Source organism: Povalibacter uvarum (assembly GCF_014202975.1).
In the GTDB taxonomy this organism is placed as follows: Bacteria; Pseudomonadota; Gammaproteobacteria; order Steroidobacterales; family Steroidobacteraceae; genus Steroidobacter; species Steroidobacter uvarum.
The window spans coordinates 113,023-126,422 of record NZ_JACHHZ010000005.1 but is presented as its reverse complement, the minus strand read 5'-3'; the positions used below and the strand labels follow the sequence as shown (position 1 = coordinate 126,422).

Sequence of the window (13,400 nt, the reverse complement as noted above, 5' to 3'; positions counted from 1 at the left end):
CTCCTCCGATCTATCGCCCGCCGACACCCCGGTTGAGCGCCTGCTGCAGCGATTCGTTGACGTTGAGTCCCTGGAAGTGCGCCAGCGTGTTCGCGTCCGCCGACATCGTCGTGAGCGTGACGATGTGCTGATCGTTGAGCGTGTTCTGAATGACAGTGGTTCCGGCCGCGACGTCGCTGGTATCGAAGCTGTTGTTCGGCCCGTTCTGGATCAGGACGATGCTGTTCATCGCCTGGTCGAGCGCCGACGCCTGTTCCGGCGTCATCGCGGCGATGTCGGGGATCTCGACGCTGATCCTGGCAACCAGCTCGCCGTTCACATACGTCGCACGCTCGATGCCGAACGACGCGTGCAGTTCGCCGGTATCGAAGCCGCCGCGCAGTTCATCGAGCTGCTCCGTTTCCAGCGGCTGCCAGGCGAGCGGATCGGCGAGCGCCAGGTTCCAGCACAGGAGAGTCGCAAGGAGCGCTCTCATCACAAGCTCCCCGGATGCCGGATCGGCAGCGTATCGAAGCGATCCTCCCGATCGATCGCGAGCTCCAGGGGCGCTGACGGCGCGATGCGCCAGTCGCGGGCTACGTTGAACTTCGCGAGGTCGCGCCTGTTGTGGATCACGAAAAGGATCCGGTTGACCCACAGACTGTGGAACCGATCGATGGACATCGCGCGCGTTCCCATCGCCGGATCGCCGAGCAGCACACGTCCGCGCTGCAAGCCTTTCACGACAACGAAATGTCGATAGCCCCGCTCGCTCAACAGCACGATTGCCGGCAGGCCTTCCTGTGAGAGCCGCTCGACAGGTTGCTCGAATCCATCCGCCTGGTAGCCGTGCGCAGTGAGGTAGCGCTTCATGTCGAGCAGCGAGAAGCCCTGCTTGCTGATCTTCGGGCGATCGCCTGCGGAGTACATCTGCGCGAAGACTTCCTGCTCGCTGACCGGCTGGCCGTAGTGATATGTCAGCAGGGTCGCGAGCGCCGCCGAGCCGCAGCTGAAGTCGTACTTCTGCCGCATCGTCGTGGCGAACCTTGCTTCGCGCAGGCTCGTGACGCGGACCGTATAGGCGCCGTCCTGTGGCGCGTGCACGTCCAGGCTGCCGCCGTGCGCGGCGGCAGCGATCCAGAGTCCCATCGCAAGCACGCTTCGGATCATTGTCGTCCGGATCATGGATCCACGAACTGGATGTTGAGGATGGTCGCGCTCTGGATGAGCACATTGGCGCCGGTGTTCTGCACGACCGTCGTGAGGCCGCTCGCGTTCGCGAACGAACCTTCGTTGATCGAGTTGTGACCGGTGGCGACGTTGGTGGCGCTGTTGTCAGTGACTTCGCCAGTGATGTGAATCACGTTGTCGACGATGTCCTGATCGCCGCCACGCAGGGATTCGAGCGTCGATGACGACAATGCCTCGCCGAACGAATCGGCGGCCTCGACGTTTTCCGACACGGACACGGATTGAACGGGCTCTGTGGCCAACGCTGGCCATGCCAGCGCGAACAGCAATACCGAAGACAGGTGAGCCTCACGCATGGGCGCCTCCTCACTCGGCGCATGACGGCCTGTGCGACCGTCATGCGCGCAACACTGCAGGCTGTCCGGACGACGATCTCCCCGCCGCCCGGACAGGACGGTTCCGAATGTCGACGCCCGTTACGGAGCACCGAGATTCAGGTTCGCCTGCACTGTCACGGCCTGCTGCACCAGCGAACCGAAGCCGCTGTTGTTGCTGACCACGAGCACGCCTGCCGCGGATTGCGCCGTACCAGTCATGTTCGCGGACAGATCGAACGTGCCAGCGTCGACGGTGATCGTTCCGCCGTTGCCGCCCGTTCCACCGGTTGCGCCGTTGCCGACGCCGCCGTTGCCTTCGCCACCATTGCCGACGCCGCCCGTTCCGCCTGCGCCGTCACCGCCGTTGCCGCCTGTCGCACCAACAGCACCATCGCCTGCGGTGGCGCTGCCGTTCGTCGCGGATGTCGACGAGTCGCCGTTGCTCGCATCACCATTCGTGGCTGCACCGCCTTCGCCACCTGCACCGCCTGCACCGCCCGCGCCTGCCGTACTCGTCACGGCGCCGCTTGCGCCACCCGTGCCTGTGGCCGTTCCGCCCGTTGCCGTTCCGGCACCGCCCGTGCTCGCTCCACTAGTGCCTGCACCACCTGTGCTCGTGCCACCGGTGCTCGCACTGCCGCCACCCGTCGCAGTATCTGCGCCTTCACCCCGAGTGCGTGCGTTGCCACCGTTGCCGTCCGCGTTCGCGTTGCCACCTGCGCCGCCGCCGGCATCATTGCCGCCATTGAGTGATGCTGCGCCAGTGTCGCCGACTGCGCCGGCGCCATTTCCGCCTGCGCCGCTCGCGCCATCCCCGCTTCCACCATCACCACCGCGACCGCCTCCACCACCATTTCCCGCAGTGGCGGAACCGTTCGTCGCATCGCCATTCGATGCATCGCCCGCATCCGCGCTGCCATTGTTCGCCGATCCGCCGGCGCCACCCGCTCCTCCATCACCACCGTTGCCACCAGTGCCGCCTGCGCCTTCGCCGCCCACGCCATCGCCGCCATTGCCCTCACCGCCATAGCCCGCGCCGCCGTCACCACCGGCGCCGCCATTCGCGTTGCCCCAGTTGTTCGCGACGTTGCCGAAGCCGGAGATCTCCACACCGCTCACAGTGCCCGACAGCTCTGTCGTCGCCACCGCCTCGTTGGTGTTGAAGGCATTCGTGAACGTCGCGGTCGATGTCGACGCGTTGTTCGCGGATGCGTTGCCGTAGCCATCCGCACCGGCGGTGCCGTCATTATTGCGATTGTCGCCCGTGCTCTTGTCGTTGTTCTGATCCGTGTCGGTCGACGTCGCGGTCAACGTATCGTCGCCTGCCGCGCTAGCCTGATCGATGTCGCCGGCCCATGTGGATGTTCCGAACAGGGCGAGACCGATCGCTGTAGCGATGAGGGATCTACGCATAAAAGCCTCCTGAATAGAACGAACGATGGAGGGTGCGATCGACGCACCCGGTTCACGCGAGTCAAGGATTCAGGGGAGCTTCCGCGCGCGCGATCTACGCGTCCTGCGACAAGAATCGCATCGCTGCAGAGCACATGATGGCGCGACGGAAGACGATATCGACCGCCGCACTAGCCCATGCGCTGCGAGATCGAGTGAGTCACGTGTGCAGATTCCCCGGGTCGTGGAATGCACCTGCTTTTTCCCCGAGCACCCACAGGGCGCTTAAGGAACGTGCTGACAGATGCACGGGAAAAAATCTACGTGAATCGCGCGAAGCACCGCCAGCGGAGAACTGCTTATTTGCCGGCGATTTCAAGTAAAGAAAACCGACGGTTGATAGGTCAATGGTCGGCTGTCCAAACCATCACTGGAGCATCGATCGATACTTCCGCGCCGCCTTCGCGTCACCCGACGCTTCCGCGTACGACGCCAGCGCATTCAACAGCGATCCATCGCCGGGATGGCGTTGCAACGCTTGCTTCAGGACATCGACGCCCTGCGCTTTCTTGCCAGTATCGTACAGCGCGACACCATAAACGAAGGAGTAACGCGCATTGCCAGGATCGCCTTTCGCCGCCGCCGCAAGCTCGCGAAGTGCTTCGTCGTAACGACGTTCTCTCGCGAGTGCGAGGCCAAGCGCGTGCTGCAACGCCGCGCTGCCAGGACTGTCGCCGAGTGCCGACTGCAGCAACGCGATTGCAATCGCGTTGTCACCCGCCCGGCTCTTCATGTCCGCCAGGTTCACGTATGCCGGAACGAAACCGGCGTCGAGCCGGATGGCGGTCTGGAACGCAGACTCTGCTGCCGGGACATCGCCAAGCGATGAATAGAGATTGCCCAGGTTGGCCCAGGCGGTCGGCTGATCCGAGTTCGTTCGCTGCGCCGCTTCGAACTCTCGAATGCCGGTCATCAGAGCTCCACGCTGCGGCGCGCCAAGTGCTTGCGCCGGAACTGTCGCGGTGAGCCGAACCGCATCGAGCCGCACGGCGCGTATCGGATCGCTGAGCAATGGTGCCGTCAGCGGCGCCAGTCGTTCCGGTGGAATCATGCTGAGTCCATTCACCGCCGAGAGCCGCAGCAACGGATCGGACGCGGACAGTTGCGAATGAATGGTCTCGAATGCAGAGGGCGACGGATACTCGCTCAGTAATGCAAGTGATGTCGCTCGCACTATGGCCGGTTGCTGTGCGTCATTGGCGAGCGCCGCCAGTCTCGTCGCCGCGCCTTGCTGACGAGTTCTGCCTGCCCAAAGGGCCTCGCCATACACAGGCTCCCGGCGGCGGTCGGGTCCATACCACTTCGCGATCGCGTCGGCGGCCCACTGCGACGACCGTTGCGTATGACACATGCTGCAGGCATTGGGCGTGCCAAGCGCTTGCGACAGATCGGGCCTTGGCACCCTGAAGCTGTGATCGCGACGAGGGTCGACAACCATGTACGTTCGTTGTGGCGCGTGGCAGTCGACGCATTGCGAGCCCGGGGAACCAGACGCGTGGAAGTGATGCGCAGGCGTGTCGTAGTTCTTGTGCTTCAAGCCGGACGTATCGATGCTCGCACGCGCCGCCGGAGAGGCGGTGTTGTGACAGCTCGTGCAGAGCTGATTCCCTGGCGCCCGAGTCTGCAGTGAATGCGGATCGTGGCAGTCACTGCATCGCAATCCCTTCTGATGCATCTTCGACTGGAGGAACGACCCGTATTCATACACCTCACCGTCGATCTGCCCGTCCGCGAAGTACAAGCCCGTGTCGAGCAGCGATGGCAGGTGTGTATCGAGGAATGGCTTCGCGTGACGATACTCGTCCCAGATCACGGCGCGACGCGAGTGACAGCGGGCGCAGGTTTCAATCTGGCTGGTCGCGTCAGGTGCGGCGAGGTCGACGGGGAAGCCGGAAGGGCTCGAGGCTTGAGGAGCGAGGCTTGAGCCAGAGGGAGACGGCGTCTTGCTCGCGCCCTCCTGCACCAGCTCCAGATGCCTCGATGCCGGTCCATGACACGCCTGGCAACCGACGTCGATCTGCTTCCACGTCGTCTTGTAGGTCTGCGTCTGTGCGTCGTAGTTCTTCTTCAGATCCGTCGAGTGACACTCCGCGCACATGAAGTTCCAGTTCTGCGACGGCTTGGTCCAGTGCAGCTCGTCGCGATAGTCGATGCGTTCGTCCGGATAGAGATGAAACCAACGCCTGCGTGCCGTATCCCACGCGACGGTGAATGCCTGCAGCCGTCCGCGATCGAGCTCGAGCAAGTACTGCTGCAAGGGCTCGACACCGAACGTGTACTTCACCGCGTAGTCGGTGGGTTTGCCGTCCGGCCCGTCCGTGTTGATCCAGTACCGGCCATCGCGCTGGAAGAATCGGGTGCGAATGCCATCCTTGGTGAACGCGGTGTCGTTGAAGTTCCCGAGGACGGTCGTCGCGTCCGCTTCCTGCATCGCGAGATCATGGTGCGATCCGTGCCAGCGCTGTGCCTGATCGGCGTGACAGGTTGCGCATTGCTGTTCGTCGACGTATTGCGCTTCGGCAGCGTGTGGACCGCTCGCGCTTGCGGGCGGCTGCTGGGACACGACACGAGCCGGCTGACGTGTCCAGGCCCAAAGCAGCGCTCCGATCGCTGCTGCGCCGATGACCGCAACGATGAGCGTGTTGCGGCGAGCCGGTGACGCGCTCGCATCGGACTTTCCTGGAAGATCGGAACCCGGTATGGCGCGATCCGCCCTCCCCCTCTTTTGAACCACTACGAGCCTCCCCATCGATCCGCCCCGGAATCATGCGCGGTAGACGCCTGCGAACCGATCCGTAGTTGGGGCAGTGCGCGGCACAGGCTATGCTTGCGACCGGTTTTACGCGGTTGCAGGCTGCATGTCCTATTTCCTACTGGCGTTTCCGGCGCTGTTTTCCATCGTCAATCCGTTCGGCGGGGCATTCATCTTCCTGAGCGCCACGGAACGATTCCATCCGACACTGCGTGCGCGACTCGCCCGCTGGGTGGCGATCTACAGCTTTCTCATCGTCAACTTCTCAGTCTACATCGGCGCCTACGTGCTGACGTTCTTCGGCATCTCCGTGCCGGTCCTGCGCGTGGCGGGCGGCATCGTCATCGCACTCGCCGCATGGCGCATGCTCAATGACGATGATACGACGGACAACACCAAGGATCAGTCGTCGGGACTGCCGATGGATGACAGCCGCATCAGCCGCATGGCGTTCTATCCCCTGACCATGCCGCTCACGACGGGGCCGGGCACCATCTCCGTGGCTGTATCGCTCGGTGCCAATCGCCCGCGCGGTGTCGGCGAAGGTGAACTGCTGTTCATGCTGCAGATGACGCTCGCCTGCGTGGTTCTGTGCGCCATGATCTACCTGCTCTACCGCTACTCCCAGCGCATCTCCAACTTCATCGGCGCAACCGGCACCGCGGTGATCGTGCGGCTGTCCGCCTTTCTGCTGTTCTGCATCGGCATCCAGATCTTCTGGAACGGCGCCGCGGAGCTGCTGCGAAGCCTCTAGTACTCCGATTCCCGTCAATACGGGCGAAGGGCAGTACGCCTGCCCTCACGCCCAATGACGTCCCTGTCGTTCCTTGCTATCTGTCCGGCGTTCCGCACGCACGGAGAGACTGCCATGAACAGACGATCTGCACTGCTTTGCCTCGGCGCCCTGCCCTTCGCCGCCTACGCCCAGGATCTCGGTTCGCTCACGTCGGCATTGAAGAACCCGCTGATGGGGATGCTGACGAGCCAGCTGGGCGTGACCGAATCCCAGGCGACCGGCGGCCTCGGTTCCTATCTCACGCTCGCGAAAGAGAAGCTGGCGAAAGGCGACTTCGATCAGCTCGCATCATTCGTGCCGGGCGCATCGAAGTACATGGACCAGGCGAAGCAACTGGGCGCCGTCACGGGGCCGCTGAAGAATCTCGCTGGCCTGAATGGCGCGCTCGGCAAGCTCGGGATGAACACGGAAACCATTTCCAAGTTCGTACCGATGGTCACCGACTATCTCGGCAAGGCCGGCGGCAGCGGCGTGCAGAAGATGCTGGCAACGATGCTGCAGTGACAACCGCGAGCGATCGTGTCGGCTGAAACGCCCGCGCCACGAGGCCGGGTCGTCGAGCACCTGGCAAACGAACGAACGCATCTCGCGTACGTGCGTACGGCGATCGTGCTGTTCACATTCGGGATCACGCTGCATCAGTTCAGCCAGTTCGTCGCGGAGCATCGACCTGATGCAACGGTCGTTGCGGGGTGGCGCGTCGGTCTCGGCATGGTGATCGTCGGCGTGACGCTGGCGCTATGGTCAGCCTATCGCTTCGATGTGGTGACGCGTCAGATCGACGACGGTACGTATCGGCCGAGTCGCCTCGCGATGATGCTGCTTTCGCTCGTGGTGCTGGTGCTGGGAGCCGCGGCTACGATCTGGCTGTTGTGGAGATGAGCGCCGATCCGTCATTCCATCTTCGCTCAAGGCATGGACTCCCGCGTACGCGGGAGTGACGGAACTCAGGGCGTCGGCGGTGACTTCGGCGGCTCTTCTTTCTTCTCGGCCGGCTTGATCGGCTGAATCGTCTTGTCGGGAAGGAGCATCACGACGCCGGGCTGTTGCTGCGGCGGATCTTCGACGACAGGCTGAGCCGGCTGCTCGACGTTCGCTGTTGCCTGCGGCGAGAGATAGAGCGATGAAATGAACCGCACTGCCTGCACGGAGACCACGAAGCCGGTGAAGATGATGCCGACAGGAATCAGCGCGATGGCGAACGTGATCGCCTGGCGCGCGAATGATTTCTTGGGCTTCACGCTCAGCGCTTCGAGATGTTCCTGCGCGCGACGTTGTACGGCGCGCTGCAGTTCGTTCTGCGGGCGTTCGAACGGGATGATCTGCGCCGATTGCGGCGCGTCATCTGATCCGGGGGCTTGAGGAACGCGTTCTTCGGACGTGTGTGTCATGGACTCGTCGCTCGGGCGCGGTCGGCCCTCTTCCAGCTCGCCGCCGTGCCATCTACTCGAGGAATTGCGCGGACAGTGCGGCGGCCTTGCCGCGGATATCCCGTCTCGTCGCAGTGTAACCCGCTCTAACCCAGACTGGCGTACGGCTATAGGGTTCCTCCGGAATCCTGAACGCACCCTTACGGCGCACGCATTGCGACGCGGGACGACCGCGCGACGACGCAGTGCATCGACGGCGCAAGCTCCGGATGGACAAGGGAAAACGCGGGAAGCCGCGCCGGGTAGGCGTTTCCCCGAGGGCGACGGCCTGCTTAAACTTTGGTCAATTCCTTGCCCGAGGCGAGCTGCCAGTCGCCTTTTTCGGTCTTGCAGACGGGGAAGACCGACTCGCTCTCGATGCCCTTTGCCTGGTTCCAGAGCTTGAGCTTGCGGCAGGTTTCGCCGTCGGCGGAGCGGAAATTGCCGAGCGACTCCACCTTGCCCGAGTAGCCCGTCTTCGGATTCTTCCATTCACGCTGGCCGTGCGGCTCGGGAGCATCGAGGACCGCTCGCGCCGCTTCGTTCATGAGCTTCATATCGGCCTGTGTGAAGTAGTAGAGCGGCGAGTTCTTGAGGAAGCCGAGCCCGGCTGCGCTTGCACCGGACGACAAAAGAACTGTGGACATGGCGAGCGCGGAAAGCAGAACACGCGTGTTCATGAGCGGATCGACCTCAAGGTGTCGTGGAAGCTGCGGAGAATAGAGGCCTCGCCCGCACTTTGAACTCCGCATCAAGCGCAGTTGCCCATCGTGCGTCCTGGCCGTAGAGATCGTGGCGGAAGTTCATGCGCCCTTGTGGATCGACCCAGGCGGTCCAGTAGGCGAGCAGCACCGGAATCTTCTTCCGCAGCGTGACGTTCTGGAGCTGGCCGCCCTTGATCACCGTGTCCACCGACTGCTTGTTCCAGCGGTCGGGGTCTTGCAGCAGGAGCTCGGCAAGTTCCAGCGCACGCTCGACGCGCACGCACCCAGAACTGAATGCGCGTTCCGCCCGCTCGAACAGGTTTTGCGACGGCGTATCGTGCAGATACACGAGGTACGGATTCGGGAACATGATCTTGACGCGGCCGAGCGCATTCGACGGGCCCGGATCCTGACGCAGCGTGTAAGGAATGTTGCCGCTCTTGTATCGCGACCAGTCGACGGACGAAGGGCTCACTTCGCGCCCGCTCGCATCGAGCACTTTCAGACCTTTGCGAGTGATCGCTTCGGGATCACGACGCGCCGCCGGAAGAATATCGTTCGCGATGATGCCCGGCGGAACCGTCCAGGTGGGATTCCACACGATGTACGAGATCTCGGAGCGGAAAATCGGTGTGCGCCGGTAGGGCTTGCCGACCTGCGCTCTCGAGTTCCAGACGATCTCGTTGCCGCGCACGAAGTACACCGTAAAGCCCGCGATGTTCGCGACCACGAACTCTGGCGGCAGATCCTGCAGCAGCACGCGTCCGCGATCGAGGTTGATCCGCAGCTGGCGGATGCGATCCGTGATCGGCACATTGATCTCTTTCTGCGTGCCTGGCCCGACGGCGCCATCAGGCTCGAGCCCGGTGCGTTCCTGATAGCGACGGACGGCGGCGGAGAGATCGGAGTCGAACTCGCTCGAATCGCTCGTCGCACTCGCGGGCAGGTCACCACTCACGATCATGCGCCGACGCAGCTCCGGCACTCGCTCGTCGCTCATGCCAGGCTTGATCGTCGGTCCAGACGGAAAGGGCGCCCATTGTCCGGTCGACTCGAACGCCCGATAGCGCACGAGCTCGCGCTTGAGCGCGAGGTACATCGGATGCGTGGGTTTCAGCGCTTCGATGCGTTCATGGACGTGTCCCGATGCGATGGCCTCTTCGATCTGGTCGACGACGTCCATCGAGGCCAGCGTCCGGCCGAAGTTCCATTGCGGATCGAAGGATTCGGGATCCACCTTGCCGAACGACAGGTGATAGCCGAGCCGCAGCAGTCCATCCGTGAGCAGAATGTCGTTCTGTGCCCGCAGTTCCGGCGTCGCGCCGGGCAGCGCCACTTCATTCGCGAGCTGCTGCAGGAGCGGCAGGTGATAGTCAGCCGGATCGAGGCCGTCGTGATAGCTGTCCGCGAATGCCTTGCGCAGTTGCGCGGCGATATCCGGATTCGACCAAGCCGGCTGGAATCCCCGCCGCGTGTAGAACTCGTGAATCCGATCGGTGAGCGCGATACGCGCCCCGCGAACCGTCGTGACTTCGGGATTCATGAGTGTCGTCAGTTGCGATTCGATCGCCATGACGACCGGATCGCCGACATGCGCGGCCGCACTCGCCGCGAACAGCACGAAAAGAACAAAGCCTGAGCCGAGGCGCCGGGAGAGTTTCATACTGAGCGCAACCGTAAGCGATCTCAGAGCTGGGACTCTATGGGCAAATGCCGAAGCAGCCAGGTCACGAGACGCCGGCGCCAGCTTGCATGCGGATCCCGGTCATATTGAATCGTGCTGCCCGCCGCGCTTTCCGACCAGACGAGGTGACCCGCCGGGTCCAGCGTGACAGCGAAGCTGCGCTGGGGTAACGCGCCGAGCTCGAACAACGCCACCATCTGTGCCGCGATCACGGGGTGTTCGATCCAGGCACCCATCTCGCAGTTCAGCGTGGCCGAGCGGGGATCGAGGTTGAAGGAGCCGACGAATGTCCGTTGGCGATCGATGATGGCGGCCTTCGTGTGCAGGCTCGCCTTCGAGGAGCCGATACGCATCCTCGGTGGACGATCATCCTCGCCCAGTTCCTCTTCCGGAGCCTGTTTCAGCTCGAAGAGTCTCACCCCTCCCTGCAGCAGCGCCTTGCGGTAGCGCGAGTAGCCGCTGTGAACGGCTGCGACATCGGTAGCCGCAAGCGAATTGGTGAGTACCGCAACACGCGTTGCCGCTGCTTTTCGCTGCAGCTGCTGTGTTCCGCCGGCACCGGGAACGAAGTACGGTGAGATCAACAACAACTCCTCGCGTGCGCCTTCGAACGCAAGCGTGAGACTTTGCAACACGCCCGGGCCGATGTCCTTTGCGCGCTTGACCGCCTTGCGCGGATCGTCCGCGATGATCGTCACGCCGCCGCTCCAGCTCAACTCGTACTCGCCACGCACCATCTGTTCGATCCGCTGCGACTCACGCAGTCGCTGCACATAGTCGTCATTGGCACGCGCTGCGATTGCGTCGAGTGCCAGGCGGCGAACTTCATCGAGCGTCATTCTGTTGCGGGCGGCACGGCGCAATCGCGCGATCGGCACGGCGCTCTCGCAATTCCAGTAGGCGTCGAAGCTGCGCTCAGCCTCCTCCACCGCACGACCCGCGAGGAGCACATCGAGATCAACGAAGTTCACGTTCTCGCTGGCGGCAAAATACTCATCACCGATGTTGCGCCCGCCGACCAGTGCGATGCGACCGTCAGCGATCCATGCCTTGTTGTGCATCCGATGATTGAGTCGCGAGCCACGCGAAAAGAGCTCGCGCAGCGTTCGTAGCGCACCGGAGCGCGTGGCGAACGGGTTGAACAGACGGATCTCGATCTGCGGATGCTGATCGAGCGCCATCAGCACGACGTCGCGCGATCTTGCATCCATATCGTCGAGCAGCAGACGCACGCGGACACCGCGATCGGCAGCAAGCAGCGCTTCATGCGCGAGATAGCGTCCCGTCGAGTCGCTGTGCCAGATGTAGTACTGCAGATCGAGGCTGCGAACCGCGGCTCTCGCGGACAAGGCGCGCAATGCGAACGCGTCCGTTCCATCCGGCACGAGCCGCACGCCTGAATGACCTGGCCACGTCTCCCGCTCCACGGCGAAGAGGCGATCGAGCGGAGCATCGCTCGCAACCGGCAGCGCCGCGCTGGGTATCTTTTTTGCTGAACGGAAGCGGATCACTGTGTCAGAGATAAGAATATTTCACGCAGAACACGGAGACCGAGAAACACGGATCCGGATAGTCCGGAAACTCCGTGCGCTCCGTGATCTCCGTGTGAAATTCTTTGCATTCTCTCGAAGCCCTGATGGCCCGATCGCGCCGATTTCTGTCTCATCGCCGCCAGTCGGCTGTATCCACGCGCGGCAGGATGGACAGTCATGGACCCGGATGCAACCATGTCGGCGCCCGTTCTTCCTCCCTTATAAGAAGAATAGAGAGACGTCATGTCACCCAGCACCCGAATCGTCATTGGCCTGATTGCCGGGCTCGCCGCGGGCGCCACACTCGGGGCCATCGGCAATCCGGCGCTGATCGAGGGGGCCGACTTCGTCGTGCTGATCGGCGAGCTCTGGGTCAAGGCTCTGCAGATGACGGTGATCCCGCTGCTCATCTCGCTCCTGATCACGGGCATGGCCGCTGCGAAGGACACAGCGGAGTCGGGGAGGCTTGCGGGCCGCGCGCTCGCGCTCTTCGGCATTTTCCTGGCCGGGTCGGTCAGCCTCGCGCTGATCGTGATACCGCTCGCGCTTTCGATCTGGCCCGTCGATTCGGGCAGCGCAGCGGCACTGCTGTCGGGATTGAAGCAATCGGCCTCGCAGATCCCGGAGATGGCGCCGCTGCGCGAATGGATCTCGAACATCGTCCCGACGAATCCGTTCCGGGCCGCGGCGGATGGCGCGATCCTGCCGCTCGTCGTCTTCACATTGATGTTCGCGCTGGCGGCCACACGCTTGCCTGCGACCCAGCGCTCGGCGCTCGTCGGCTTCTTTCAGGCCGCCTCGGCAGCCCTGCTGATCGTCGTGCAGTGGGTATTGAAGGTCGCGGCGATCGGCGTATTCGCGTTGTCGCTGAATGTCGGCATGCGCGGAGGCGTGGCAGCCGCGGGCGCGATCGGCCACTACCTGTTGCTGATGTGCTCGCTGGCGATCCTGATAACGCTGGTGCTGTATCCCGTCGTGGTTTTCTTCGGCCGCATATCCCTGCGGCAATTCGCGAAGGCCGTCGCGCCGGCTCAAGCCGTCGCGTTCAGCACGCAATCCTCGCTGGCTTCATTGCCCGCCATGCTGACGACCGCGCAATCGCTCGGCGTTCCTGCACGCGTAGCCGATGTCGTCCTGCCGCTCGCCGTGTCGATCTTCAAACTGACGAGCCCGGCGCTGAACCTGTCGATCGTGCTGTTCATCGCGCACGTGTCGGGGATCGATCTCACCCCCGCACAATTCCTCGTGGGCGCTGCTGTTGCGATCCTGACGAGCTTCGGCATCGCCGGCATTCCCGGTCAGGCTTCCTTTCTCACGACAGCCGTCCCCATCGCCATCGCGATGGGCGTACCGATCGAGCTCGCCTTGCTGTTGCTGGCGGTCGAAGTCATCCCTGACATCTTCCGCACTGTCGGCAACGTAACCGCCGACGTCGTGGTGACCGCCATCATCGGACGACACCACTCTGCCACGGCGCAGGAAGCGGCCACTGCGGCACCGGCTTCCAACGTCGATTCCTGAAGT

13 protein-coding genes are annotated in these 13,400 nt (G+C 63.4%); 4 read left to right on the top strand and 9 right to left on the bottom strand.

Annotated features, from left to right (window positions below; translation table 11 throughout):
- Positions 1–10: 10 nt before the first annotated feature.
- From HNQ60_RS19960 to HNQ60_RS19940, 5 genes are all read right to left on the bottom strand, one after another.
- Positions 11–475, bottom strand: coding sequence for a DUF1997 domain-containing protein (locus HNQ60_RS19960; RefSeq protein ID WP_184334552.1), 465 nt, complete (start codon positions 473–475; stop codon positions 11–13).
- Entirely contained in the window at positions 475–1,149 is a 675-nt protein-coding gene (locus HNQ60_RS19955) for a C39 family peptidase (RefSeq protein WP_184334551.1), read from the bottom strand. The genes HNQ60_RS19960 and HNQ60_RS19955 overlap by 1 nt, the downstream gene beginning before the upstream one ends.
- 11 nt (positions 1,150–1,160) lie before the next feature.
- On the bottom strand, positions 1,161–1,526 hold the full coding sequence (locus HNQ60_RS19950; protein WP_184334550.1) for a hypothetical protein: 366 nt from the start codon (positions 1,524–1,526) through the stop codon (positions 1,161–1,163).
- Between the two features lie 120 nt (positions 1,527–1,646).
- Complete coding sequence (locus tag HNQ60_RS19945; protein ID WP_184334549.1) at positions 1,647–2,960, bottom strand: hypothetical protein; 1,314 nt, start codon at positions 2,958–2,960, stop codon at positions 1,647–1,649.
- A gap of 406 nt (positions 2,961–3,366) precedes the next feature.
- Positions 3,367–5,733: a tetratricopeptide repeat protein gene (locus HNQ60_RS19940; protein WP_184334548.1), complete on the bottom strand. Its 2,367-nt coding sequence runs from the start codon at positions 5,731–5,733 to the stop codon at positions 3,367–3,369.
- Between the two features lie 124 nt (positions 5,734–5,857).
- Between HNQ60_RS19940 and HNQ60_RS19935 the strand changes: the two genes are divergently transcribed.
- From HNQ60_RS19935 to HNQ60_RS19925, 3 genes are all read left to right on the top strand, one after another.
- Positions 5,858–6,505, top strand: a complete 648-nt coding sequence (locus HNQ60_RS19935) for a MarC family protein (protein ID WP_184334547.1) — start codon at positions 5,858–5,860, stop codon at positions 6,503–6,505.
- A gap of 114 nt (positions 6,506–6,619) precedes the next feature.
- On the top strand, positions 6,620–7,051 hold the full coding sequence (locus tag HNQ60_RS19930; protein ID WP_184334546.1) for a DUF2780 domain-containing protein: 432 nt from the start codon (positions 6,620–6,622) through the stop codon (positions 7,049–7,051).
- A gap of 15 nt (positions 7,052–7,066) precedes the next feature.
- A complete protein-coding gene (locus HNQ60_RS19925; protein ID WP_221304324.1) occupies positions 7,067–7,429 on the top strand; it encodes a YidH family protein in 363 nt (120 codons plus the stop codon).
- Positions 7,430–7,494: 65 nt separating this feature from the next.
- Here HNQ60_RS19925 and HNQ60_RS19920 read toward each other — a convergent pair whose 3' ends face one another.
- The 4 genes from HNQ60_RS19920 to HNQ60_RS19905 form a co-directional block, all read right to left on the bottom strand.
- Positions 7,495–7,938, bottom strand: coding sequence for a hypothetical protein (locus HNQ60_RS19920; protein ID WP_184334545.1), 444 nt, complete (start codon positions 7,936–7,938; stop codon positions 7,495–7,497).
- A 311-nt stretch (positions 7,939–8,249) separates the two neighbouring features.
- Complete coding sequence (locus tag HNQ60_RS19915; RefSeq protein ID WP_184334544.1) at positions 8,250–8,636, bottom strand: RT0821/Lpp0805 family surface protein; 387 nt, start codon at positions 8,634–8,636, stop codon at positions 8,250–8,252.
- 13 nt (positions 8,637–8,649) lie between these two features.
- Positions 8,650–10,323, bottom strand: coding sequence for a L,D-transpeptidase family protein (locus tag HNQ60_RS19910; RefSeq protein WP_184334543.1), 1,674 nt, complete (start codon positions 10,321–10,323; stop codon positions 8,650–8,652).
- A 23-nt stretch (positions 10,324–10,346) separates the two neighbouring features.
- The gene (locus tag HNQ60_RS19905) at positions 10,347–11,855 is read right to left on the bottom strand and encodes a phospholipase D family protein (protein WP_184334542.1); all 1,509 of its coding nucleotides are present in this window, start codon (positions 11,853–11,855) and stop codon (positions 10,347–10,349) included.
- A 264-nt stretch (positions 11,856–12,119) separates the two neighbouring features.
- Between HNQ60_RS19905 and HNQ60_RS19900 the strand changes: the two genes are divergently transcribed.
- Positions 12,120–13,397 carry a dicarboxylate/amino acid:cation symporter gene (locus tag HNQ60_RS19900; RefSeq protein ID WP_184334541.1) on the top strand — a complete coding sequence of 426 codons (1,278 nt, stop codon included), beginning with the start codon at positions 12,120–12,122 and terminating at the stop codon, positions 13,395–13,397.
- The last annotated feature ends 3 nt before the right edge of the window (positions 13,398–13,400 follow it).

Excerpts from the sequence above, each read along its gene's own strand:
- HNQ60_RS19960 (WP_184334552.1), bottom strand. The coding sequence starts at position 475 with ATGAGAGCGCTCCTTGCGACTCTCCTGTGCTGGAACCTGGCGCTCGCC.
- HNQ60_RS19955 (WP_184334551.1), bottom strand. The coding sequence starts at position 1,149 with ATGATCCGAAGCGTGCTTGCGATGGGACTCTGGATCGCTGCCGCCGCG.
- HNQ60_RS19950 (WP_184334550.1), bottom strand. The coding sequence starts at position 1,526 with ATGCGTGAGGCTCACCTGTCTTCGGTATTGCTGTTCGCGCTGGCATGG.
- HNQ60_RS19945 (WP_184334549.1), bottom strand. The coding sequence starts at position 2,960 with ATGCGTAGATCCCTCATCGCTACAGCGATCGGTCTCGCCCTGTTCGGA.
- HNQ60_RS19935 (WP_184334547.1), top strand. The coding sequence starts at position 5,858 with ATGTCCTATTTCCTACTGGCGTTTCCGGCGCTGTTTTCCATCGTCAAT.
- HNQ60_RS19930 (WP_184334546.1), top strand. The coding sequence starts at position 6,620 with ATGAACAGACGATCTGCACTGCTTTGCCTCGGCGCCCTGCCCTTCGCC.
- HNQ60_RS19920 (WP_184334545.1), bottom strand. The coding sequence starts at position 7,938 with ATGACACACACGTCCGAAGAACGCGTTCCTCAAGCCCCCGGATCAGAT.
- HNQ60_RS19915 (WP_184334544.1), bottom strand. The coding sequence starts at position 8,636 with ATGAACACGCGTGTTCTGCTTTCCGCGCTCGCCATGTCCACAGTTCTT.
- HNQ60_RS19910 (WP_184334543.1), bottom strand. The coding sequence starts at position 10,323 with ATGAAACTCTCCCGGCGCCTCGGCTCAGGCTTTGTTCTTTTCGTGCTG.
- HNQ60_RS19900 (WP_184334541.1), top strand. The coding sequence starts at position 12,120 with ATGTCACCCAGCACCCGAATCGTCATTGGCCTGATTGCCGGGCTCGCC.